Genomic DNA, 25,497 nt, shown 5'->3' with positions numbered 1-25,497 from the left:
TCATGCGCCCGCGCCCCAGGAGAGCGCATGTTCATGTCCCCGGCGCAGCAGATGCGCACCGTCCCCTCCCTCTCTATCCCCGGACGTCAGCAGGAGATCGGCCGGCTTCAGGCCGCGTGGGAACTCTGCCGTAACGGCCGGGGCAGCGTGGTCACCCTGCACGGCCCGGTAGGCGCCGGACGTACCGAACTCCTCGACACCTTCAGCGAGTTCGCCGATTCGGACGGTGCCCAGGTGCTGATGGCCGCAGGCTCCCCCCTGGAGCGGGAGTTCCCGCTCGGTATCGTCCGCCAGCTCTTCCAGAGCCCGCACCTGGCACCGGAGATCGCGTCCGAGGCGGCCCGTCTCATCGAGAACGGGGTGGCCGTCGGTCCGGCACCGCACTGGTCCTCACCCGAGGGCGGCGAGGGCGGCTCCCGGGTCCGGCCCACGCCTCAGGTGCTGCACGGCCTGAGCACGCTCCTGCTGGACTTCGCCAGGCACACACCGCTGCTCCTGGCCGTCGACGACCGGCAGGACGCCGACATCCAGTCCCTGGAGTTCCTGCTCTACCTGGCCCGCCGCATTCGCAACGCCCGCGTCCTCACGGTGCTGTGCTCCCGAGAGAACATGACGCCACCCGAACCCTTCTTCGACGTCGACCTGGCCAGTCAGCCGCATCACGAGCGCATCCGGCTCCGGCTCTTCGGCCCCGAGGTGATCGCCGAACTGATGGGCGCCCGGCTGGGCGAGGAGACAGCACGGCGACACGCCGGCGCGGTGCACGACCTCACCGGTGGAAACCCGCTCCTCGTCCGGGCCGTCATCGACGACCAGGAAGCCGGGGGCGGCCACCCTGACCTGGTGGTGGGGGAGAACTACCGCCGCGGGGTCATGAACTGCCTGCACCGCGTCGACCCCTTCGCGCTGCGCGTGGCCCGAGGCGTCGCCGCGCTGGGCCGTCCCGCCGAGTCCTCGCTGCTCGCCGAACTCCTCCTATTGGCGAACGACTCACCGCCGCGCGCCCTGTATCTCCTGCACGCGGCAGGCCTGTTCCGGGACGGCTACTTCCGGCACCCGAGCGGAGCGGGCGACCTGCTGGCGGCGATGCGGCCCGCCGAACTCGCGGCACTGCACCGCCGCGCGGCCGGTCTGCTGCAGGACGCCGGCGCACCCGCGGAACACATCGCCGAGCAGATGCGCGCGGCGGAAGGACAGGTGCGGGCGCCGTGGGCCGCCGACGGCACGGCACCGGCGATGCCCGTCGGAGGCACCCAGGCACCGGAACCCGTCGACGAGGCGCGGCGCCCCGAGTCCGACCATCCCCAGGACGTCGTCATCCAGTGCGTGCCCTGGCTTCCCGAGAGCGGCCCCGACGCCGCCACCCCGTCCCCCCGGCAGCAGCGCACCAGAGTGCGCCATCTGTTCTGGCACGGGCAGGTGGACGAGGGGGTCACCGGCCTGCAGCGGTACGAGGCCGAGCACTGGGCGGACCCCGGCGCCTGGTCGCGGCTGCGCGACTGGGTCCGCTACTGGTACCCGGCCCTCCTCCCGAGGACCGGCGCCGGACCGGACGCCGGACGCGACCGCCCCGGCGGGACCCGCGCCACGCCACCGGACGGCATGGGGGTGCTGACGGCGCTGCTCGACGGACTGCCCGCACCGGACGCCGTGGCGCGGGCCGAGTCAGTCCTGCGCGAGAGCCGGCTCGGTGACACTCCGGTCAGGTCACTCACGGCGGCGCTCACCGCGCTTCTCTACGCGGACCAGTCGGACCGCGCCGCACGCTGGTGCGCCGCCGTCACCAACAGGCCCGGCCGCGGACACGACGCGACCGAGGACGCCCTGCTGGCGGCGCTCACCGCCGAAGCCGCCCTGCGCCAGGGCGATGTACGCACCGCGGAGGAATACGCCCGCGCGGCCTTCCAGCAGATCGATCCCGACCGCTGGGGCGTCGGAGTGGGCTTCCCCCTGGCCACCATGATCGCCGCACGGACCGCCCTGGACCGCCACGAGGACGCCGCCCGCTACCTGGCCATGCCCGTGCCGGGGGCGATGTTCCGCACCCCCATGGGACTGCACTACCGCTACGCCCGGGCCGGACACCACCTGGCGGTCGGCGACGCCGAGGCGGCCCTCGCCGACTATCAGGAGTGCGGGGCGACCATGGCCCGCTGGGACCTGGACCACCTGCCCGGCCTCGTCCCGTGGCGCATCGGCGCCGCCCGCGCCCAGCTCGCCCTCGGCCGCCCCGGGGCCGCCCGTTCTCTGATGGACCGTCAGCTCAAGGATCTCGGTCTCGGCCGGCCCCGCATCCTGGGAATGGCGTTGCGTACGCGGGCCGCCGCTGCCGAGTCGGCCGAGCGGACCCCGCTGCTGGAACGGGCGGTGCAGGCGCTGGAGATCTCCGGCGACCAGTTCGAACTGTCCGCGGCGCTCGCCGAACTGAGCGCCGCCCACGGCGCGCTCGGCGACCCCGCCCAGGCGAGGACCGCCGACCGTCGGGCCCGTCACCTGTCCCGAGTCTCGGGCACCGCTCCGGCACAGCCCGGTGACGACGAACTCAGCGAAGCCGAAAGGCGGGTGGCCGAACTCGCGGCATGCGGTCTCACCAACCGGGAGATCGGACAGAAGCTCTTCATCACGGTCAGCACCGTCGAACAGCATTTGACGAAGGTCTACCGGAAACTCGGGGTGCGCCGCAGAATAGAACTCGCCGATTTACGGGAACTCCGCAGGGGACTGGCCGGTTGAACGGTGTGCACCGCCCCTAGGGGGGTGCCGGTAGGGGGTCGGCAGGGGGCCGGTAGGGGTCGTTCACGACCCCGGGGACACCATGCTGATCAGCATGTCTGCAGCGGAGAATGAAGCCACGGCCGTTGTCGGGATCGCCTGCCGGCTCCCCGGCGCCCCTGACCCGGGCGCTTTCTGGCGGCTTCTCGACGACGGCGTGAGCGCGATCGGGAATCCACCGGCCGGCCGGTTCCGCGAATCGGTGGATACCGCGGATGTTCGGCCCGGCGCATTTCTCGAGAACGTCGACCTGTTCGATCCGGAATTCTTCGGGATATCCCCGGCCGAGGCCGCCGCCGCCGACCCGCAGCAACGCCTCGTCCTGGAACTCGCCTGGGAGGCCCTGGAAGACGCGGGAATCCTCCCCGGCAACCTCGCCGCGTCCCGCACCGGCGTGTTCGTCGGATCGATCGCCGCCGACTTCGCGGGACTCGTCCACCGGCACGGCTCCGACGCGATCACCCGGCACACCCTGACCGGACTGAACCGGGGTGTCATCGCCAACCGCGTCTCCTACGCCCTCGACCTGCGCGGCCCGAGCCTCTCGGTGGACTCCGCGCAGTCCTCCTCACTCGTCGCCGTCCACCTGGCCCTGGAGAGCCTGCGCACCGGCGAGTCCGATGTCGCGTTGGCCGCCGGGGTCAACCTGAACCTCGCCCCGGACAGCACCCTCGTCGTGGACCGCTTCGGCGCGCTGTCCCCCGACAACACCTGCTTCACCTTCGACGCCCGGGCCAACGGCTACGCGCGCGGCGAGGGCGCGGTCGTGCTCGTCCTCAAGCCGCTCGCCCGCGCCCTGGCCGACGGCGACCCGGTGCACGCCGTACTGCTGGGCAGCGCGGTCGGCAGCGACGGCGCCACGCCGGGACTGACCGTGCCGGGCGCCGCCACTCAGGCGGAGGTGATCCGGGCCGCGCTGAACCGCGCCGGGGTCGGTGGCGCCGATGTGCAGTACGTCGAACTGCACGGCACCGGAACCCGCGTCGGCGACCCGATCGAGGCCGCCGCCCTGGGCGAGGTCTTCGCCGCCGGTCGTACGCCCGACGCACCGCTGTTCGTCGGCTCGGCGAAGACCAACGTCGGACACCTCGAAGGCGCGTCCGGCATCGTCGGTCTGCTCAAGACCGTGCTCAGCGTCCGCCACGGCCGCCTCCCCGCCAGCCTCAACTTCGCCACCCCCCACCCGGACATCCCCTTCGAGGGCCTCCGGCTGCGGGTGCGCACCGAGTCCGGCCCCTGGCCCCACCCCGACCGCCCGCCGGTCGCCGGAGTCAGCTCGTTCGGGGTCGGCGGCACCAACGCCCATGTCGTGGTCGGCCCGGCACCGGTACGCGACGACACCGCCGCCCGGCATGACGGCCCCTGGCTGTGGCCGCTGTCCGCGCACACCCCGCAGGCCCTGCGCGCCCAGGCCGCACGCCTGCGCGCCCATGTCGCACGGCGGCCGGACCTCGCACCGCACGACATCGGGCACACGCTCGCCACCACCCGCACCGCCTTCGCCCACCGGGCCGTGGTGATCGGCGCCGACCGCGACGAACTGCTTGCCGCGCTCGCCGCCCTGGAGGCCGGCGAACAGACGGCCGGCCTCGTCACCGGCCGCGCGGGCGAACAGGGCGGCACGGTGTTCGTCTTCCCCGGCCAGGGCCCCCAGTGGCCCGCCATGGCCCGTGAACTCCTCGCCACCGAAGCGGACTTCGCCGCCTCGATCGACGCGGTCGCCGCAGCCCTCGCACCCCACACCGACTGGTCTTTGCACGACCTGCTGCGCGGCACACCGGACGCCCCGTCACTGGAGCGCGTCGACGTGGTCCAGCCCGCCCTCTTCGCCGTGATGGTGTCCCTGGCCACCCTCTGGCAGGCCCGAGGCGTGCGCCCGGACGCGGTGATCGGGCACTCCCAGGGGGAGATCGCCGCGGCCCACGTCGCCGGTGCGCTGACCCTGGAGGACGCCGCCGCGCTGGTCGCCCTGCGCGCCCGCGCCATCGCCGAACTCCCTCTGTCGGGCGGGGGCGGCGGCATGGCCTCCGTACCGCTGCCGGAGGCAGACGTACGGGCGCGACTCGAAGGCTTCGGCGGCGCGCTGAGCGTGGCCGCCGTCAACGGCCCGTCCACCACCGTGGTCTCCGGCGACCGCACGGCCGTCGAGGAACTCGTTGCCGGGTACGCGGCGGACGGGGTCCGGGCCAAGGTCGTGCCGGTCGACTACGCCTCCCACTCACCCCAGGTCGAGCCGCTGCGCGAGAGCCTGCCCGCCCTGCTCGCCGCGATCCGGCCCCGCCCGGCGCGGATCGCCTTCTACTCGACCGTGACCGGCGGCCTCCTCGACGGCACCGCGCTCGACCCGGGCTACTGGTACCGCAACCTCCGCTCCACCGTCCGTTTCCGGCAGACCGTGGAGGCCGCGCACGCCGCCGGTCACCGGGCCTTCGTCGAGGTCAGTCCGCATCCCGTGCTGACGGTCGGTCTCGCCGACCTGCCGGGCACGGCCGTCACCGGCACCCTGCGCCGCGACGACGGCGGACCGCGCCGCTTCCTCACCTCCCTCGCCGAACTGCACGTCCGCGGCGGGGAGCTGAGGTGGACCGAGGTGTACGGCACCGAGGCCCGCCGGGTCCCGCTGCCCACATACGCCTTCCAGCGCCGCCGGATCTGGCTCGACGCGCTGCCGGGACCCGAGGCCCCGACCTGGACCCCCACCGAGACGGCGACCGAGCCCGACAGGCCGCCAACATCACCTGACGTCACGGCGGTCGAGCCCGCGGCCCGACAGCCGGCCGTCGGGGCCGTCCCCGCCGACGCGGACCTGCTGCGGATCGTCCGCTCCGGCGCGGCCCTCGTCCTCGGACAGCCGTCTCCCGAAGCAGTCGACCCCGACCTGACCTTCCGGGAGCTGGGCTTCGACTCCGTCTCAGCAGTCGAGTTCCGCGACCGCCTCGCCGCCGCCACCGGACTGGACCTGCCGTCCACCCTCACCTACGACCGCCCCACCGCCCGCGCGGTCGCCGATCACGTACGGAACCTGCTGGGCGGTCTGGACGAGGCCGCCATGGAGCCCGTACGAGAGGCCGCTTCGCACGTCGACGACGACCCGATCGCGATCGTCTCCCTCGCCGGCCGCTGGCCGGGCGGTGCGCAGACCCCCGAGGAACTGTGGGACCTGCTGCGGGAAGGACGGGACGCCGTAGGGGACTTCCCGGACAACCGCGGCTGGGACCTGGCCGCCCTCCACGACCCGGAAGGCCTGCGGCACGGGACGTCGTACACCCGGCAGGGCGGATTCCTGTACGACGCGGACCGGTTCGACGGGGCGTTCTTCGGTCTGAGCCCGCGCGAGTCCACCGCCATGGACCCCCAGCAGCGGCTCCTGCTGGAGTCCTCCTGGGAACTCCTCGAACGCGCCGGGATCGTTCCCGCGACCCTGCGCGGCACCCGCACCGGTGTCTTCGTCGGCGTCATGCCGCAGGACTACGGCCCCCGCCTGCACGAGACCCCGGAGGGCTACCAGGGGCACGCGCTCACCGGAACCCTCACCAGCGTCGCGTCCGGCCGTCTCGCCTACGCGCTGGGTCTCGAGGGCCCGGCGATCACCGTGGACACCGCCTGCTCCTCATCGCTGGTCGCCCTGCATCTGGCGGCGCAGTCGCTGCGGTCAGGGGAGTCGGACCTCGCCCTGGCCGGCGGCGCCACCGTGATGTCGGGGCCGGGCATGTTCACCGAGTTCAGCCGCCAGCGCGGGCTGGCACCCGACGGGCGCTGCAAACCGTTCGCCGCGGCGGCCGACGGCACGGCTTGGGCCGAGGGAGTCGGACTGGTCCTCCTGGAACGCCTCTCCGACGCGCGCCACCACGGCCACCGGGTACTCGCCCTGGTGCGCGGCTCCGCCGTCAACCAGGACGGCGCATCCAACGGGCTGACCGCGCCGAACGGCCCTTCCCAGGAGCGGGTCATCCGCCAGGCCCTGGCCTCCGCCGGACTGCGGCCCGGCGACGTGGACGCCGTCGAGGCGCACGGTACGGGTACCGCGCTCGGCGATCCCATCGAGGCGCAGGCCCTGATCGCCGTGTACGGAAAGGGCCGGGACGCCGGGCGGCCCCTGCTCGTCGGTTCCGCGAAATCCAACATCGGGCACACTCAGGCCGCCGCCGGAGTCACCGGGGTCATCAAGCTCGTGCAGGCCCTGGAACACGGCGAACTGCCCGGCACCCTGCACGTGGACCGGCCCACCCCGCACGTGGACTGGTCGGCCGGTACGGTCTCCCTCCTCACAGCCCCCACTCCCTGGCCGGCCCCGGTCGAGGACCGGCCCCGACGAGCCGGCGTGTCCTCGTTCGGCATCAGCGGCACCAACGCCCACGTGATCCTGGAGGCGGCGCCGCCCGCCGGGGACGAGGGCACCGTCGTGGCGTCCGCCGCCGTACCGGGGCCGTGGATCGTGTCCGCCCGCGACCACGACGCCCTCCGAGCCCAGGCGCGCCGCCTTCTCGCCCGCCTGGAGACGCTCGACGGGCGGGACACCGATGTCGGCTGGTCGCTGGCCGTCGCCCGGTCACTCCACGACCACCGCGCCGTGATCCTCGGCGACACCCGCGCCGCGCGGACCGCCGCGCTGCGCGCCCTGGCCGACGGCACGGACGCGCCCGGACTCGTGCACGGCCCGGCCGCCGGCCGCGAGATCCGCACGGCGGTCCTGTTCCCCGGGCAGGGCAGCCAACGCCCGGGCGCCGGGCGGGCGTTGTACGAGAACCACCCCGTCTTCACCGCCGCCCTCGACGAGACGGCGGCGCTCTTCGACGCCGAACTGGACACCCCGCTGCTCGACGTGATGTTCGCCGAACCGGGCAGCGCGCACGCGGCACTGCTCGACACCACCGCCTACACCCAGCCCGCCCTGTTCGCCCTGGGCGTCGCCCTGTACCGGCTCGCCGCCTCGTTCGGAGTCCGGCCCGACGCGTTCATCGGCCACTCGATCGGCGAACTGACCGCCGCGCACCTCGCCGGAGTCTTCTCGCTGCCGGACGCGGTCCGCCTGGTCGCCGCGCGAGGACGCCTCATGCAGGCGCTCCCGGAAGGCGGCGCCATGGCCGCCCTCCAGGCCACGGAGGCCGAAGCGGCACCGCTGGTCGCCGCGACCGCCGGGCGGGTGAGCATCGCCGCGGTCAACGGTCCCACGTCCGTCGTGGTCTCCGGCGACGCGGACGACGTGCAGCGCATCGCCGGTCAGTGGCGAGAACAGGGTCGCAGGACCAAGCTGCTGACGGTCAGTCATGCCTTCCACTCGCCGCACATGGACGCGGCCCTGGAGGACTTCCGGGCGATCGCGGCGAGCATCGAACTCACCGAACCGGTCATCCCCGTGATCTCCAACGTCACCGGACGGCCCGTGGCGGCAGGGCAGTTGACCGACCCCGACTACTGGGTGCGGCACATCCGCGAGGCCGTACGGTTCCACGACGGACTCGAAGCCCTGCGCGACCTCGGAGTGACGGCCTTCCTGGAACTGGGCCCGGACGCCGTCCTCACCTCCCTCGTCGAGTCCCTTGCCGAGACGGGCGCCGACGACCGACTCACCGCGGTCGCCGCGCTGCGGGGCGGCCGTGCGGAGACCCGGACCTTCACCGAGGCCCTGTCCCGACTGCACGTGCACGGCACGGCCGTCGACTGGCGGGCCGCGTTCGACCGGCACACCGTGCGCGCCGTCGACCTGCCGACCTACCCCTTCCAGCGCAGGCGGCACTGGCTGGACGCGCCCTCCGGCACCGCCGCGACCGCGGCCGGCCTCGACCCCACCGACCACCCCCTGCTCGGCGCCAGCGTCGAACTCCCCGACGACGCGGGCACGTTGTTCACCGGACGCATCGCCCTGCGCAGCCACTCCTGGCTCGCCGACCACACCATCGCGGGCCGGGTCATCCTGCCCGGCGCGGCCCTCACGGACCTCGCCCTCCACGCCGGCGGCGGCCGGGTCGCGGAACTGACCCTGGAAACACCGCTCGAACTGCCCGCCGACGGCGCGGTCCGGCTCCAGCTCTCCCTGGGCGCGGCCGACGACTCCGGCCGCCGCCCGCTGGCCGTGCACTCCCGCACGGAGGGCACCGACGCTCCCTGGACACGCCACGCCACCGGCCTCACGGCCGAGGCCTCGGTCCCGGTCGGCGCGACGAACGTCGTCTGGCCACCGGAGGGCGCCGAACCGGTCGACCTCACGGACGTCTACGACCGTCTCGCCGACGACGGCTACCACTACGGCCCTGCGTTCCGGCTTCTGGCCAAGGCCTGGCGGCTCGGCGACGAGGTGTACGCCGAGGTCGGCCCGGCCCCCGAGACCACCACCGGGCACGCCCTGCACCCCGCCCTGCTCGACGCCGCTCTGCACGCCGTCGTCGCCCTGGTCCCCGGATCGGCACGGCTGCGGCTGCCGTTCGCCTGGGAGGGCGTCACCCTGTACCGCCAGCGTGCGTCGGCCCTGCGCATACGGGTCCGGCCCACCGGCGTCGACACGGTCGCCATGCAACTTCGCGACACCTCAGGTGAGGTGGTCGCCGACGTAGCCGCGCTCACCTTGCGCGCCGCGCCCCGGCAGGACACCACGGCCGGACACCGGCTGGAGTGGGTTCCGGTGAACGCGCCCGAGGCTGTGCAGACGCCGGTCGGGTTACTGCTCCCGGCCACCCCCGAAGACCCGCGGACCGACCCCGCCGAGGCCGTTGCCGCCCGCGCCGGCCATCCCGCTCCGCCCGGTCCCGCCGGACCGTCGAGTGTCGTTGCGGTGCCCGATGGGGGCGTGCCGTTCATCGACCGGGCTGCGCGGGGCGACCGAGGTGAACCGCTGCGGGCCGACCCGGCCGAAGGTACCCGAGGTCGCGTCGACACCGACTCCGCGGGCGCCCTTCGGCCCGTGGGCCCGCCGACCGCGGCCGTCGTGCCCAACGGCGGTGTGCCGTCCATCGGTCGGGCGATCCTCGCCGCCCCTGACGACCCCCTGCGGGCCGTCGTGGCCGAGGCCGTCGGTCGTGTCGTCGAGGCCTACGACGACCCCGCCGCTCTGCCCCGTCCCCTCGGACCGGTGGTCCTGGCCGCCGGTCCCGACGCCACCGCCGTGCTCGACCTGCTCCAGCGCTGGCTCGCCCTCCCCGACACCGAGGACACCCGACTCGTACTGGTGACCCGCGACGCGGTCGCCACCCACCCCGGCGAGGACGTTCCCGACCCGGCCGCCGCCGCGGTGTGGGGACTGGTGCGTGCCGCGCAGGCCGAACATCCCGGCAGGTTCGCCCTCGTGGACCTCAACGCCAAGTCGGCCACCGGCCTTCCGCTCGCCGGTCTCGGCGCGCTGCTCGTCTCGGCGGAGGACCAGATCGCCGTCCGCGGGACGGATCTGCTGGTTCCCCGGCTGACGCGTGCCGCCGACCCGGACCTGCTCGCTCCGCCGCCGGACGCCGGTGATGCGTGGCGGCTGGACGCCGAGCCGCGGGGCAGTCTCGACGGACTCACCCTGCTGCCCGCCCCCGAGGCGGCGGCCCCGCTCGGGCCCGGTCAGGTCAGGATCGCCCTGCGCGCCACCGGCCTGAACTTCCGCGACGTGCTGATCGCGCTCGGCGTCTACCCGGGCGAGGCACGCATCGGGGCCGAGGGCGCGGGCGTGGTCCTGGAGACCGGGCCCGGCGTCACCGGCCTCGGGCCGGGCGACCGGGTCACCGGACTGGTACAGGGCACTCTCGGGCCGGTCGTCGTCACCGATCACCGGCTCCTGGTCCGCATCCCCGACGGCTGGAGCTTCGCCCGCGCGGCCGGCGTGCCCGTGGTGTTCCTCACCGCCTACTACGGACTCTTCGACCTCGCCGAACTCCGCCCCGGCGAGCGCGTGTTGATCCACTCGGCGGCCGGCGGCGTGGGCCAGGCCGCCGTCCAGCTGGCCCGGCACCGGGGCGCCGAGGTGTACGCCACCGCGCACCCCGCCAAGTGGGACACCCTGCGCGGCCTCGGACTGCCCGACGACCACATCGCCTCCAGCCGCACGCTCGACTTCGAGGACTTCTTCCGACGCGGCACCCCGGACGGCCGGGGCGTGGAGGTCGTACTGAACTCCCTGGCACGCGAGTTCACCGACGCCTCGCTGCGACTGCTCGCGCCCGAGGGCCGGTTCGTGGAGATGGGCAAGACCGACTGGCGGGACGCCGCGGCCGTGGCCGCCGAGTACGACGGCGCCGCCTACCTCGACTTCGACCTGTTCGACGTGGAGCCGGACCGGATCGGTGAGATCCTCGCCGAGTTGTTCGGCCTCTTCGCCGAAGGCGCCCTGGAGCCGCTGCAGTTCAGGTCCCAGGATGTCCGGCAGGCACCGCAGGCGCTGCGGAGGCTCGGTCAGGCCCGGCACACCGGCAAACTCGTCCTCACCCTGCCCCCGCCGCCCCCGGACCCGGCCGGAACCGTCCTGATCACCGGCGGCACCGGCACCCTCGGTGCGCTTGTCGCCCGTCGTCTGGTCACCCACCACGGCGTACGGCACCTGCTGCTCACCGGGCGGCAGGGACCGGCCGCCCCGGGCACTCGCGAACTCCGGTCCGCGCTGGCCGAGTTGGGCGCCGAGGTCACGATCGTCGCCTGCGACGTCGGCGACGCGGACGCGGTCGACGCACTGATCGCCGGCGTGCCGACCACCCACCCGCTGACCGCCGTCGTGCACACGGCGGGCGTCCTGGACGACACCGTCCTGACCTCGCTCACCCCACAGCGGCTGGCCGCCGTCGCCCGCCCCAAGGCGGACGGTGCCCGGCACCTGCACCGGGCCACCGCCCACCTCGACCTCTCCGCGTTCGTGCTGTTCTCCTCGGCCGTCGGCGTCCTCGGCAACGCCGGACAGGCCAACTACGCCGCAGCCAACGCCCAGGTGGACGCCCTCGCCCAGTACCGCCGGGTGCGTGGCCTGCCCGCCGTGTCACTGGCGTGGGGCCACTGGGCCGAGGCCGGCGGCATGGCGGCCGGCCTCGGATCCGCCGAGACGGACCGGCTCACCCGCATCGGCCTCGCACCGATGACGAACGACACCGCCCTCGCCCTGTTCGACACCGCGCTCGGCACGCCGTACCCGGTGGTGGTCGCCGCCGAGATCGACACCACCCCGTCGGAGAGCGGCCGGCAGTCCGGCGTGCTGCGCGATCTCGCGGCGAGGGCTCGGCCCGCCGTACGGTCCCGCGACACGTCCCCCGACCCGTCGGGTGCGCTGCGGCGCGCACTGGAGAGCGCGCCGCAGGCCGACCGCCGGCGCAGGCTGCTGGCCCTCGTGCGGAGCACCGCCGCGGCCGTCCTCGGGCACACCGACGCAACCGCCGTACGTCCCGCGATCGGCTTCATGGAGAGCGGGTTCGACTCCCTCGGCGTCATCGAACTGCGCAACCGCCTCGGCGCGGCCACCGGACTGCGCCTCCCGAGCACCGTCGTCCTCGACCACCCCACCCCCAGCGCCCTGGCCGCCCACCTCGACACGCTCGTCGCACCCGCCGCACCGCCCGCGCCGGAACCCGAACCGGCGGAACCCGCTCCCGCGGTCGACGTCGAGGTCCTGCTCGCGGCCGCCGACGACGACGAGATCTTCGACCTCATCGACAACCAGCTCGGCATTTCGTAGGAGAGGCACCCACCACATGACCACGCATGAGGCGAAGCTCCGCGACTACCTCACCCGCGTCGCCACCGAGCTGCACCACACCCGTGAGCGCCTGAAGGAGGCCGAGGCCAAGGCGGACGGCGGCCGCGACGGCGAACCGATCGCCATCGTCGGCATGGCCTGCCGCTTCCCCGGCGGCGCCGACACCCCGGACGCCCTGTGGCGGCTGGTGACCGAGGAACGCGACGTCATCGGCGGATTCCCCGCCGACCGCGGCTGGGACCTCGACCACCTCTACGACCCGGACCCCGATGCGACGGGCCGCAGCTACGCCCGCGAAGGCGGATTCCTCTATGACGCGGGGGAGTTCGACGCCGAGTTCTTCGGTGTCTCCCCGCGCGAGGCGCTCGCCGCCGACCCCCAGCAGCGCCTGCTCCTGGAGACCTCCTGGGAGGCACTGGAGCACGCGGCCCTCGACCCGACCGGCCTGCGCGGCACCCGCACCGGTGTGTTCGCCGGCGTCATCGCCCAGGAATACGGGCCCAGCCTGCACCACCTGCCCGCCGAACAGACCGACGGCTACGTCCTCACGGGCTCCACCACCAGCGTCGCCTCCGGCCGTATCGCCTTCACCCTCGGCCTGGAGGGACCCGCCGTCACGGTGGACACGGCCTGCTCCTCCTCCCTCGTGGCCCTGCACCTCGCCGCCCAGTCACTGCGGCGCGGCGAGTGCGACCTCGCCCTCGCGGGCGGCGCCACCGTGATGGCCGCGCCCGGCATGTTCATCGAGTTCAGCCGGCAGCGCGGGCTCGCCCCGGACGGCCGCTGCAAGCCGTTCGCCGCGGCGGCCGACGGCACCGGTTGGGGCGAGGGCGCCGGTGTCGTCGTGCTGGCCCGGCTCTCCGACGCCCAGCGCCTGGGCCGTCCGATCCTCGCCGTGCTCCGGGGCTCCGCCGTCAACCAGGACGGCCGCAGCAGCCAGCTCACCGCGCCCAACGGGCCCTCGCAGCAGCGCGTCATCAACGACGCCCTCACCGCGGCCGGACTCGGCCCCGGCGACGTCGACGCCGTCGAGGCGCACGGCACCGGGACCCGGCTCGGCGACCCCATCGAGGCACAGGCCCTCATCGCCACCTACGGCAGCGCACACACGGCCGAGCGCCCGCTGCTGCTGGGCTCGTTGAAGTCGAACATCGGGCACACCCAGGCCGCCGCCGGAGTCGCTGGCGTCATCAAGATGGTGCAGGCCATCCGGCACGGCCGACTGCCCAGGTCCCTGCACGTGGACGCGCCGACCCCGCACGTCGACTGGTCCGGCGGAACCGTCCGGCTCCTCACCGCCGCCCAGCCGTGGCCCGCCACGGAGGGGGAGCGGCCCCGGCGCGCGGCGGTCTCGGCCTTCGGCGTCAGCGGCACCAACGCCCACGTCATCATCGAGCAGGCCCCGGCGCGGACCACCGAGCCGTCCGACACCCCTGTTCCGCCCGCCCTCCCGTGGGTCGTCTCCGGCCGCACCCCCGACGCCCTGCGCGCCCAGGCCGCCCGGCTGGCCGACCACCTCGACACCACCGCCGACGCGCCCACCGACGTGGCGTACTCCCTGACCACCACCCGCACCGCCTTCGACGAACGTGCCGTGCTGGTCGGCGACGACCCGGCGGACGCGCTGCGTGCCCTCGCCCGCGGCGAGCACCCGGCGACCGCCGTGCGGGGTGCCACTGGGCCCGTCGGCACCGACGGCAAGGTCGTCTTCGTCTTCCCCGGCCAGGGCTCCCAGTGGCTCGGCATGGCCGCCGAACTCCTCGACAACGCCCCGGTGTTCGCCGCGAAGATCGAGGAGTGCGCGGCGGCCCTCGCCCCGTACACCGACTGGTCGCTGCTCGACGTCCTGCGCGGCACCGGCGAAACCCCCGACCCGGACCGCACGGACGTCGTCCAGTCCGCGCTGTGGGCGGTGATGGTCGCCCTCGCCGACCTGTGGAAGTCCTACGGCGTCACCCCTGACGCCGTGGTCGGGCACAGCCAGGGAGAGGTGGCCGCCGCGTACGTCGCGGGCGGACTGAGCCTGGAGGACGCGGCCCGGATCGTCGCCCTGCGCGCCCAGGCCCTGGAGTCCATCGCGGGCCGGGGCGGCATGGTCGCCGTGGCGTTGCCCGAGGCCGAGGTGGCCCGGCGCCTCGCCGAGCGGTGGCCCGGCAAACTGTCCGTCGGCGTGGTCAACAGCCCCTCCGCCGTGGCCGTCTCCGGAGACCTCGACGCCCTTGAGGAACTGCGCGCCGGCTGTGCGGCGGAGGGCGTCCGCACCAGCGTCATCCCGATCGCCTACGCCTCCCACTCCCCCCAGACCGACGCCCTGCGCGAACGACTGCTGGAAGCACTCGCACCCGTCACCCCGCGCACCGGAACCGTTCCGCTGCTCTCCACCGTGACCGCCGACTGGCAGGACACCGCCCAACTGGACGCCGCGTACTGGGTGTCGAACCTGCGGAGCACCGTCCGCTTCGAGGAGGCCACCCGTCGGCTCGCCGGCACCGACCGCACGGTGTTCGTCGAGGTCAGCGCGCACCCCGTGCTGACCGGTGCGATCCAGGAGACCCTGGCCGAGGCGCGACCCGTCGTCACCGGCTCGCTGCGCCGCGGGCAGGGCGGCCTCGACCGCTGGCTGCGTTCGGTCGCCGAACTGCACGTACAGGGTGTGCCCGTCGACTGGTCGGCCGCCTTCGCCGCCGGGTCCCCGCGCCGCGTCGCCCTGCCGACGTACGCCTTCCAGCGGGACCGCTACTGGCTGGACGCCACCCGCTCGCCCGAACTCCTCGCCCCGGCGCCCACCGCGCAGGACGACGCCTTCTGGAACCTGGTGACCGACCCCGACACCGGCCTGCTGGCCTCCGCCCTGGGGCTGACCACTCCCGAACTCGCCCCCGTACTGCCCGCGTTGGCAACCTGGCGAGAACGCCGCCTGGCCGCCGAGGCGTCCGAGCGGTGGCTGCACCGCCTGCTGTGGCGCCCGGCCCGCTCCGCCCGCCCGGGCCGGCGGCTCACGGGGGAGTGGCTGCTCGTCGTCCCCGACACCCACACCGACCACGCCTTCCCCGGTGCCCTGCGCGGCGCCCTGGAAGCGGCCGGTGCCCGAGTCGTCACCGTCCTCGTTCCCGCGGACACCGACCGGGCCGCGCTCGCCGCGCTCCTGCCGTCCGGCGCCACCGGGGTGGTCTCGCTGCTGGCGCTCTCCGAGGGCCGGCTCGACGGCCACGACGCCGTCCCGCGCTCGTACGCCGCCCAGGTCGCCCTCACTCAGGCCCTGGACGACGCGGGCGTGCCGGCGCCGGTCTGGTTCCTCACCCGGGGCGCGGTCTCCACCGGCCCCGCGGACCGGGTGACCGACCCCGAACAGGCCCTGGTGTGGGGCTTCGGCGCGATCCTCGCGGTGGAGAACCCCGCACGCTCCGGCGGTCTGATCGACCTCCCCGCCGACCCCGACGAGCACGCCTGGTCCCAGGTCGCCGCCCTGCTCGCCGACACCCGTCCGGACCGGGAACGCGAGGCCGCCGTCCGCCCGGTCGGTGTCCTGGCCCGCCGACTGGTACCCGCCGGACCACTGTCCTCTCGTGCCGACGACTCGGCCGACTGGCGGCCGACCGGCACGACGCTGATCACCGGAGGCAGCGGTGCCCTCGGCGGACACCTCGCCCGCTGGCTCGCCGCACGCGGCGCCCGGCACCTGCTGCTGGTCAGCCGTCGCGGGCAGGACGCACCCGGTGCGAGCGAACTCGCCGCCGAACTGGCCGAGGTGGGCACCACGGTCACCTTCGCCGCAGCCGACGTCGCCGACCGCGACCAGCTCGCGGCGGTCCTCGCCCTCGTGCCGGTGGACCGGCCGCTGACCGCTGTCGTGCACACCGCCGCCGCCCTCCACGACGCCCTGATCGGGGAACTCACCCCCGAGCACCTCGACCGCGCCCTGCGCGCCAAGGTGCTCGGCGCGCGCAACCTGCACGAACTCACCGCCGGCTCCGACCTGTCGGCGTTCGTCCTCTTCTCCTCCGTCGCCGGGATCTGCGGCATCCCCGGCCAGGCCAACTACGCCCCGGGCAACGCCTATCTGGACGCGCTGGCCGACCACCGACGGGCGGCCGGACTGCCCGCCACATCGGTGGCCTGGGGGCACTGGGCGGGTGACGGGATCGCCGCCGACGGCGCCGAGGAGACACTGCTGCGGCACGGCCTCGTCTCCCTGCCACCGGACGGCGCCCTCAGCGTCCTCGGCCAGGTCCTCGACCGTGCGGAGCAGCACCTCGTCGCCGCCGACGCCGACTGGTCCGTGTTCTTCCGGGGACGCCCGCACCCGCTCGCCGCCGAACTCCTGCATGCGCAGGGCCGGTCGGCGGCAGCCCCCGAGGAAACCGTCCGCCCGGACCGGTGGAGCGGACTCGCCCCGGCCGAGCTGCGCCGCGAACTCCTCGCCGTCGTACGGTCGCAGGCCGCCGCCGTCCAGGGCCACGGCACCCCCGACGTGATCGACCCGGCCCGCGCGTTCCGCGCCCACGGCTTCGACTCACTGATGTCCGTGGAACTGCGCAACCGGCTCACGGCGGCCACCGGCCACCCGCTGCCCGCCACACTCGTCTACGACCACCCCACGCCCGCCGCGCTCGCCGACTGGCTGGCCGGTGAACTCGGCACCGAGACACCCCACTCGGCCGAGACCGAGACGTCCGTGGCGCTCTCCCCGGTGGACGACGACCCCGTGGTCGTGGTCGGCATGGCCTGCCGCTTCCCCGGTGGGGTCACCTCCCCGGACGACCTCTGGCGGCTGGTCGCCGACGGTACCGACGCCCTCACCGGGTTCCCCACCGACCGCGGCTGGGACCTCGACCGCCTCTACAGCGCGGACCCCGACCGGCCCGGCACCTCCTACTCCAGGCACGGCGGATTCCTCGACTCGGTCGCCGAGTTCGACCCGGAGTTCTTCGGGATCTCCCCGCGCGAGGCGCCCGCCATCGACCCCCAGCAGCGGCTGCTGCTGGAAACCACCTGGGAGTTGTTCGAGCGGGCCGGCATCGACCCCACCGCGCTGCGCGGCAGCCGCACCGGCGTCTTCGCGGGCATCTCCGGCCGCGACTACGCCGGCCGCGGTCAGCATGTCCCGGACGAGCTGGAGGCCTACCTCGGCATCGGCAACGCCGGCAGCGTGGCCTCCGGACGCGTCTCCTACACCTTCGGCTTCGAGGGCCCGGCGGTCACGGTCGACACCGCGTGCTCCTCCTCGCTGGTCGCCCTGCACCTGGCCGCGCAGGCACTGCGGGCCGGGGAGGCCGACCTCGCGGTCGCGGGCGGCGTGCTCGTGATGTCGACGCCGACCACGTTCGTCGAGTTCAGCCGGCAGCGTGCCATGTCACCGGACGGGCGCTGCAAGGCCTTCGCCGCCGGGGCGGACGGCACCGGCTGGGCGGAGGGCGTCGGACTGCTGCTGGTGGAACGGCTCTCCGACGCGCGACGGCTCGGCCACGAGGTGCTGGCCGTCGTCCGCGCCTCGGCCGTGAACCAGGACGGTGCCTCCAACGGCCTGACCGCGCCCAGCGGTCCCTCCCAACAGAAGGTGATCCGGCAGGCGTTGGCCGCCGGCGGACTCGTCCCTGCAGACGTCGACGCCGTCGAGGCACACGGCACCGGCACCACCCTCGGCGACCCCATCGAGGCCCACGCCCTCATCGAGACCTACGGCAAGAACCGCCCCGCCGACCGCCCCCTGCTGCTCGGCTCGGTGAAGTCCAACATCGGCCACACGCAGGCCGCCGCCGGAGTCGCCGGCGTGATCAAGATGATCCAGGCGATCCGCCACGGCGTACTGCCCAAGACCCTGCACGTGGACGCGCCGTCCCCGCACGTCGACTGGTCCGCGGGGACGGTGGAACTGCTCACCGAGGCCCGCCCGTGGCCGGTGACGGACGACGACCGTCCGCGCCGGGCGGCCGTGTCGGCCTTCGGCGTCAGCGGCACCAACGCCCACGTCATCCTCGAACAGCCGCCGCACCAGACGGATCCGGGCACCCGGGCCGTGCCCGCCGACCGGCCCCTGCCCTGGCTGCTGTCCGCCCGCACCCCCGAGGCACTGCGCGCCCAGTCGACCCGGCTCGCCCAGCACCTGGACCGCACCCCCGACCGCCCGCTCGACCTCGCCTTCTCCCTGGCCACCACGCGGGCCGCCCTCGACGAACGGGCCGTCGTCGTCGCAGACCTCGACGCGCTGCACGCCCTGGCCGACGGCGGACCGACCCCGGCCACCGTCGTGACGGGCTCGGCCGCACAACCCGGCCGCCTGGCCCTCCTCTTCACCGGCCAGGGCAGCCAACGCGCCGCCATGGGCCGGGAGCTGTACGCCGCCCACCCCGCGTTCGCCGCCGCCTTCGACGAGGTCGCCGCGGCCCTCGACCCGCTGCTGGACCGCCCGCTCGCCGAGGTCGTCACCTCCGGGGACGGCCTGGACGACACCACGTACACCCAGCCGGCCCTGTTCGCCGTTGAGGTCGCCCTGTTCCGGCTCTACGAGTCCTGGGGCGTGCGAGCCGACTTCGTGGCCGGACACTCCGTCGGCGAGATCACGGCCGCGCACGTGTCCGGCGTGCTCTCGCTCGCGGACGCCGCGGCCCTGGTCGCCGCCCGCGCCCGGCTGATCGGCGCCCTGCCGTCGGGCGGCGCCATGGCCGCCGTTCAGGCCACCGAGGACGAGATACGCGCCGAACTGCCCGACGGCGTGGACGTGGCCGCCGTCAACGGCCCCGAAGCCGTCGTCGTCTCCGGCGACACCGAAGCCGTCCACACGCTCGCCGCCTCGTTCGCCGCCCGCGGCCGTCGCGTCCGGCACCTCACGGTCAGCCACGCCTTCCACTCCCCGCACATGGACGCCGTACTCGACGACTTCCGCACGGTCGTCGCCCGACTGACCTACGCCCGGCCGCGGATCCCGGTGGTCTCGGCGCTGACCGGGCGCATCGCCGAGGGCGAGGACCTGACCACGGCCGAGTTCTGGGTACGGCATGTGCGCGACGCCGTCCGCTGGTCCGACGTGGTCCGCACACTCGACGCGTCCGGCGTCACGACCTACCTGGAACTCGGCCCCGACGGCACGCTGAGCGGGCTCGTCCGCCGGCACGTCGAGGACGGTGCCGCCGTAGCCGTACCGGCGCTGCGGCGGGACCGGTCCGAGACGGCGACCGCGCTGACCGCCCTCGCGCACGTCCATGTGCGCGGCCACGCGGTGGACTGGGCGGCCTACTTCACCGGCAGTGGCGCCCGGCGCGCCGAACTGCCGACGTACGCCTTCCAGCGGCGCCGGTTCTGGCTGGAGCCCGGCACCGCCGCCGACGCCGGCGCGCTCGGCCTCGGCGCTGTCGACCACCCGCTGCTGGGGGCGACCGTACCCCTGCCCGACACCGACGAGCTGCTCCTGACAGGCAGCCTCTCCCTGCGCACCCATCCATGGCTCGCCGACCACGTCGTCGTCGGCACGCCCGTACTGCCGGGCGCCGCGCTCGTCGAACTCGCCTCCCACGCGGCCGACGCGGTCGGGGCGGGACGGCTCGTCGAACTCGTTGTGGAGACGCCGTTCGTGCTGCCGGGACAGGGGGCCGCCCAGATCCAGGTCGCCGTGGGGGCGTCCGACGCGGCGGGCGGCCGGAGTGTCACCGTCCGGTCCCGGGTTCCCGGGACGGCCTGGGTCCGCAACGCCACCGGCATCCTCGGCACCGCACAGGCGCCGGACGGCGAACGGCTCGACCAGTGGCCGCCCGTCGGCGCCGAGCCCGTCGCGGTGGACGAGGTGTACGCGGCCCTTGCCGGGACGGGCCTGGAGTACGGCCCGGCGTTCCGTGGCATCCGCGCCGCCTGGCGGGACGGCGACATCTCCTACGCCGAAGTCGCCCTCCCCGAGGAGCGGCACAAGGAAGCCGCCGCCTTCGGTATCCACCCCGCCCTGCTCGACGCCGCCCTCCAACTCCCGGGACTGCACCAGGACGTGGCCGGCCCGACCCGCCTCCCGTTCGCCTACCGGGAGGTCGCCCTGCACGCCACCGGCGCCACGGAACTGAGGGTCCGGCTCACCGCCACCGGCCCCGACACCTTCTCCCTCCAGGCCACCGACCCGACCGGGGCCCCGGTGGTGTCGGTCGACGCCCTCACCACCCGCCCCCTGAAGACCACCGCTCTCGCCCCGGCGGACGGCCTCTACGCCCTCACCTGGCCGCAGCTCCCGGCCACCGGCGGCGACGTGGCGGACATCTTCGAGTGGACCCAGGTCACCCTCGGTGAGGGCCCGTTCGACACCGTGGCCACTCTCGACCGGGTCCGGGCCGCCCTGGAGCACGCCCTGGCCACCGTCCAGGACCGGCTCCGCGACAGCGGGCCGGCCGGTACCCGACTGGTCGCCGTCACCCGAGGCGGTGTGTCGACCGGCCCTGACGACACACCGGACCCGGTCACCGCCGCCGTATGGGGCCTGCTGCGCTCCGCGCAGACCGAGAACCCGGACCGGATCGTCCTCGCCGACACCGACGGCAGCCCGGAGTCGGCCGCCGCACTCGCCTCGGCCGTGGCCACCGGCGAACCGCAGTTCGCACTGCGCTCCGGGAGCGTCTACGTCCCGCGTCTGGTCCCCGCGCCTCCCGGCCGGACCCCCGTGACGGAGTGGGACCCGGACGGCACGGTCCTGATCACAGGAGGCACCGGAACCCTGGGCGCCCTGCTCGCCCGACACCTCGTCACGCACCGGGGCGTTCGCCACCTCGTGCTCACCTCACGCAGCGGCGAGACAGCACCGGGAGCAGCCGAACTCCGTGCCGAACTGGCGGAGTCGGGCGCCGATGTCACCATCGCCGCAGCCGACACCGCCGACCGGGACGCGCTCGCCGCCGTCCTCGACGCCATCCCTCCGGACCACCCGCTCACCGCCGTCGTGCACACCGCGGGAGTCGTCGACGACGGCGTCACCACGGCACTCACCCCCGAGCGCCTGGACACCGTGCTGCGCCCGAAGGCCGACGGCGCCTGGCACCTGCACGAACTGACCGCGCACCTGCCGCTGGACGCGTTCGTCCTGTACTCGTCGGTGGCCGGTGTACTCGGCTCGCCCGGACAGGGTTCGTACGCGGCGGCCAACACCTTCCTCGACGCCCTTGCCGCCCACCGGCACGCGCTCGGGCTGCCCGCCCAGTCCCTGGCCTGGGGCCAGTGGGCCGGAGCCAGCGGCATCACCGGTCACCTCACGGCGGCCGACCTCGCCCGGCTCGCCCGGCTGGGCGTGCGTCCTCTCAGTGACACGGAGGGGACGGGCCTGTTCGACGCCGCCGAGGCGGTGGGCGGGCCGCTGCTCGTGCCGTCGCCGTTCGACGCGGACGCCGTACGGGCATCCGGTGCACCCGTCTCGGCGCCCCTGCGCGGTCTGGTCCGGCCGGAGCGTGGCCCGGTCCGCCGCAGTGCGGCCACCGAGACGGCCGTCACCTCGCACACCGGGCTCGCCGAGCGCCTCGCCGCGCTGCCGGACACCGCGGCTCAGGACGCGGCCCTGCTGGACCTCGTGCGCGGCGAGACCGCGATCGTACTGGCCACGGCACCCGCCGCCATCGGCGTCCGCAAGGCGTTCACCGGACTCGGCGTCGACTCACTGACCGCCGTCGAACTCCGTAACGGCCTGGGCGCGGCGACCGGCCTCACTCTGTCCGCCGCCCTGGTCTTCGACCACCCCACGCCCGCCGACGTCGCCGCCCACCTGCGCGACCGGCTCCTGGGCGCCGCGGCCCCGCAGCCCGAACGGGTTCCCGTGCGGACCGTCGATCCGGACGACGACCCGGTCGTCATCGTCGGCATGGCCTGCCGGCTGCCGGGCGGGGTCGCCTCCCCGGACGACCTGTGGGCGCTGGTGCGCGACGGCGTGGACGCGGTGAGCGAGTTCCCCGACGACCGGGGCTGGGACCTGGACGCCCTCTATTCCGAGGACGCCGAACGCCCCGGCACCTCCTACACCCGGCACGGCGGATTCCTCGACCGGGCCGCCGACTTCGACGCCGCCTTCTTCGGTATCTCCCCGCGCGAGGCGCTCGCCACCGACCCGCAGCAACGGCTGCTCCTTGAGACCGCGTGGGAGGCGCTGGAGAGCGCGGGTGTCGACCCCGAGGCGCTGCGCGGCAGCCGTACCGGCGTCTTCGCCGGGGTCATGTACCACGACTACGCGCCCCGAGTGCGTGAGGTGCCCGCCGAACTGGAGGGCTGGCTGAGCAACGGCACCGCGGGCAGTGTCGCCTCGGGCCGGATCTCGTACACCTTCGGCTTCGAGGGTCCGGCGGTCACCGTCGACACGGCGTGCTCGTCGTCCCTGGTCGCCCTGCACCTCGCGGCGCAGTCGCTGCGCACGGGGGAGTGCGACCTGGCCCTGGCCGGCGGTGTCGCGGTGATGTCGACGCCGACCACCTTCGTGGAGTTCAGCAGGCAGCGGGCGCTGTCCGCCGACGGCCGCTGCAAGGCGTACGCGGCCGGGGCGGACGGCACCGGCTGGGCGGAGGGCGTGGCGCTGCTGCTCGTGGAGCGGCTGTCGGACGCCCGGCGACTGGGGCACCAGGTCCTCGCCGTGGTACGGGGATCGGCCGTGAACCAGGACGGCGCCTCCAACGGGCTCACCGCGCCGAGCGGTCCGTCCCAGCAGCGAGTGATCCGCCAGGCCCTCTCCGCGAGCGGACTGAACCCCGCCGACATCGACGTCGTCGAGGGACACGGCACCGGCACCACCCTCGGCGACCCCATCGAGGCCGAAGCCCTCATCGCCACCTACGGGCAGCACCGCGACCCCGAACAGCCTCTGTGGCTCGGTTCGTTGAAGTCCAACATCGGCCACGCCCAGGCCGCGGCCGGCGCGGCCGGTGTGATCAAGATGATCCAGGCCATCCGGCACGGAGTGCTGCCCAGGACGCTGCATGTGGACAGCCCGTCCCCGCACGTCGACTGGACGGCCGGAGCCGTGGAACTGCTCACCGAGGCCCGCCCCTGGCCCGAGACGGAGGACAACCGCCCGCGCCGGGCCGCCGTCTCCTCCTTCGGCGTGAGCGGCACCAACGCCCACGTCATCCTCGAACAGCCGCCCGCCACCACCCAGGTGTCTGCCACGCGCGCTGAACCCGCCGTGCTGCCATGGCTGTTGTCCGCCCGCACCCCCGAGGCGCTCCGCGCCCAGGCCGGTGGGCTCGCCGCCCACCTCGACCGCACCGACGACGAGCCGGTGGACATCGCCCACTCGCTCGCCGTCACCCGGGGCGCCCTGGAGGAGCGCGCCGTCGCCCTCGGCGATCCCGGACGTGCCCTCGCCGCACTCGCCGCCGCGGAATCCGCCCCCGGTGTGGTGCGCGGCCGGGCGGACACCGACGGCAGGACCGTCTTCGTCTTCCCCGGGCAGGGCTCCCAGTGGGCCGGGATGGCCGTCGAACTCCTCGACAGCGCACCGGTGTTCGCCGCGAGGATCGAGGAGTGCGCGACGGCCCTCGCCCCGTACACCGACTGGTCCCTGCTCGACGTCCTGCGCGGCACCGAAGACGCCCCCGGTCTTGACCGGGTGGACGTGGTCCAGCCGGTGCTGTGGGCGGTGATGGTGTCCCTGGCCGAGCTGTGGACGTCATACGGAGTCAGGCCGGACGCCGTGGTAGGCCACAGTCAGGGCGAGATCGCGGCCGCCACCGTGGCCGGCGGGCTCAGCCTGGACGACGGTGCCCGCGTCGTGGCGCTGCGCAGCCGCGCCGTCCTCGCCCTGTCCGGACGCGGCGGCATGGCGTCCGTCGCCCTGCCCGCCGACGCCGTGGCCGAGCGCATCGAACGGCGGTGGCCCGAGCGGCTGTCCGTCGCCGTCGTCAACGGCCCCACCTCGGCGGTCGTCTCCGGCGACACGGACGCGCTCGCCGAACTCGTCGCCGCGTACGAGGCCGAGGACGTACGGGCACGACTCATCCGCGTCGACTACGCCTCGCACTGCGCCCACGTCGACGGCCTGCGCGACGAACTCCTCCAGGCGCTCGCCCCGGTCCGGTCCCGCACCGGCACCGTGCCGCTGCTGTCCACCGTGACCGGCGACTGGCAGGACACCTCGGGACTCGACGCCGCCTACTGGGTGACCAACCTGCGGCAGACCGTCCGCTTCGAGGAGGCGACCCGTGCCCTCGCCGCCGCCGGGCACACCGCGTTCGTCGAGATCAGTCCGCATCCGGTGCTGACGGTGCCGCTCCAGGAGACGCTGGAAGCGGCCGGCACGGCCCGCGCCTCGGTCGTCGCGGGCACCCTGCGCCGCGACGAGGGAGGCCTGCGCCGCTTCCTCGCCTCGGCCGCCGAACTCCATGTGCGCGGGGTGCGCGTCGACTGGACGGCCGCCTTCGCGCCCGCCGTGCCACGCCGGGTCACGCTGCCGACGTACGCCTTCCAGCGGCGGCGCTACTGGCTGGACGCCGAGGTCACCAACACCACCGTCGTCAGTACGGCGGCCACGGAGCCCGATGCCGACACCCCGCGGGTACCGGCGTGGACCCGGCGCCTGGCCGCAATCGCCCCGGCCGAACGGGAGGCGGCACTCACGGAGTTGATACGCGCGGAGTCGGCCGTGGTCCTCGGACACACCGACGGCGTGGACGGCGTCGACGCCGAACGGGCCTTCCGGGACCTCGGGTTCAGCTCACTGACCGCGGTCGAACTGCGCAACCGGATCGGCGCCGCGGTCGGCCTGGACATCCCGGCCACGCTCGTCTTCGACCACCCCACTCCGGCCGCCATCGCCGCCCATCTGGTTGCCCAGATCCCCCTGGACCAGGGCGAGTCGCAGGCACCGACGGTCGGTGAGTCGCTCGCGGCCCTGGAGGAGGCCCTCGCCTCGCCGGAGGCGGCGGACGACGCAGTCCTGTCCCGGCTGCTCGCTCTCGTCGACCGTTTCGACCGGCCGACGGGGGATCTCGAACACGACCTCGACCTCGACACGGCCACCGACGAGGAACTGTTCCAGCTCGTCGAGCGCAACGCCGGGTCGCACTGAAACGACGTTCCATCCCTGACCGCCCCGATCCACCTGGACCAACCCGACGGGAAGAGGTACGTACCCC

At 74.5% G+C, this 25,497-nt stretch carries 3 protein-coding genes; all 3 read left to right on the top strand.

The genetic code is table 11. From position 1 onward, the window contains the following. Nucleotides 1–27: 27 nt before the first annotated feature. The 3 genes from ACFY0P_RS45050 to ACFY0P_RS45040 all read left to right on the top strand — a co-directional run bounded on the left by ACFY0P_RS45050 (nucleotide 28) and on the right by ACFY0P_RS45040 (nucleotide 25,430). Nucleotides 28–2,733: an AAA family ATPase gene (locus ACFY0P_RS45050; RefSeq protein WP_388927743.1), complete on the top strand. Its 2,706-nt coding sequence runs from the start codon at nucleotides 28–30 to the stop codon at nucleotides 2,731–2,733. Nucleotides 2,734–2,827: 94 nt separating this feature from the next. Then, a complete protein-coding gene (locus ACFY0P_RS45045; protein WP_388927740.1) occupies nucleotides 2,828–12,400 on the top strand; it encodes a type I polyketide synthase in 9,573 nt (3,190 codons plus the stop codon). A gap of 16 nt (nucleotides 12,401–12,416) precedes the next feature. Continuing rightward, nucleotides 12,417–25,430: a type I polyketide synthase gene (locus tag ACFY0P_RS45040; RefSeq protein WP_388927737.1), complete on the top strand. Its 13,014-nt coding sequence runs from the start codon at nucleotides 12,417–12,419 to the stop codon at nucleotides 25,428–25,430. Nucleotides 25,431–25,497 lie beyond the last annotated feature (67 nt).

It is taken from the genome of Streptomyces sp. NPDC001714 (assembly GCF_042892755.1).
Taxonomy (GTDB): domain Bacteria; phylum Actinomycetota; class Actinomycetes; order Streptomycetales; family Streptomycetaceae; genus Streptomyces.
The sequence above is the reverse complement of the archived record's forward strand: the minus strand, read 5'-3'. Positions and strand labels throughout refer to the sequence as shown.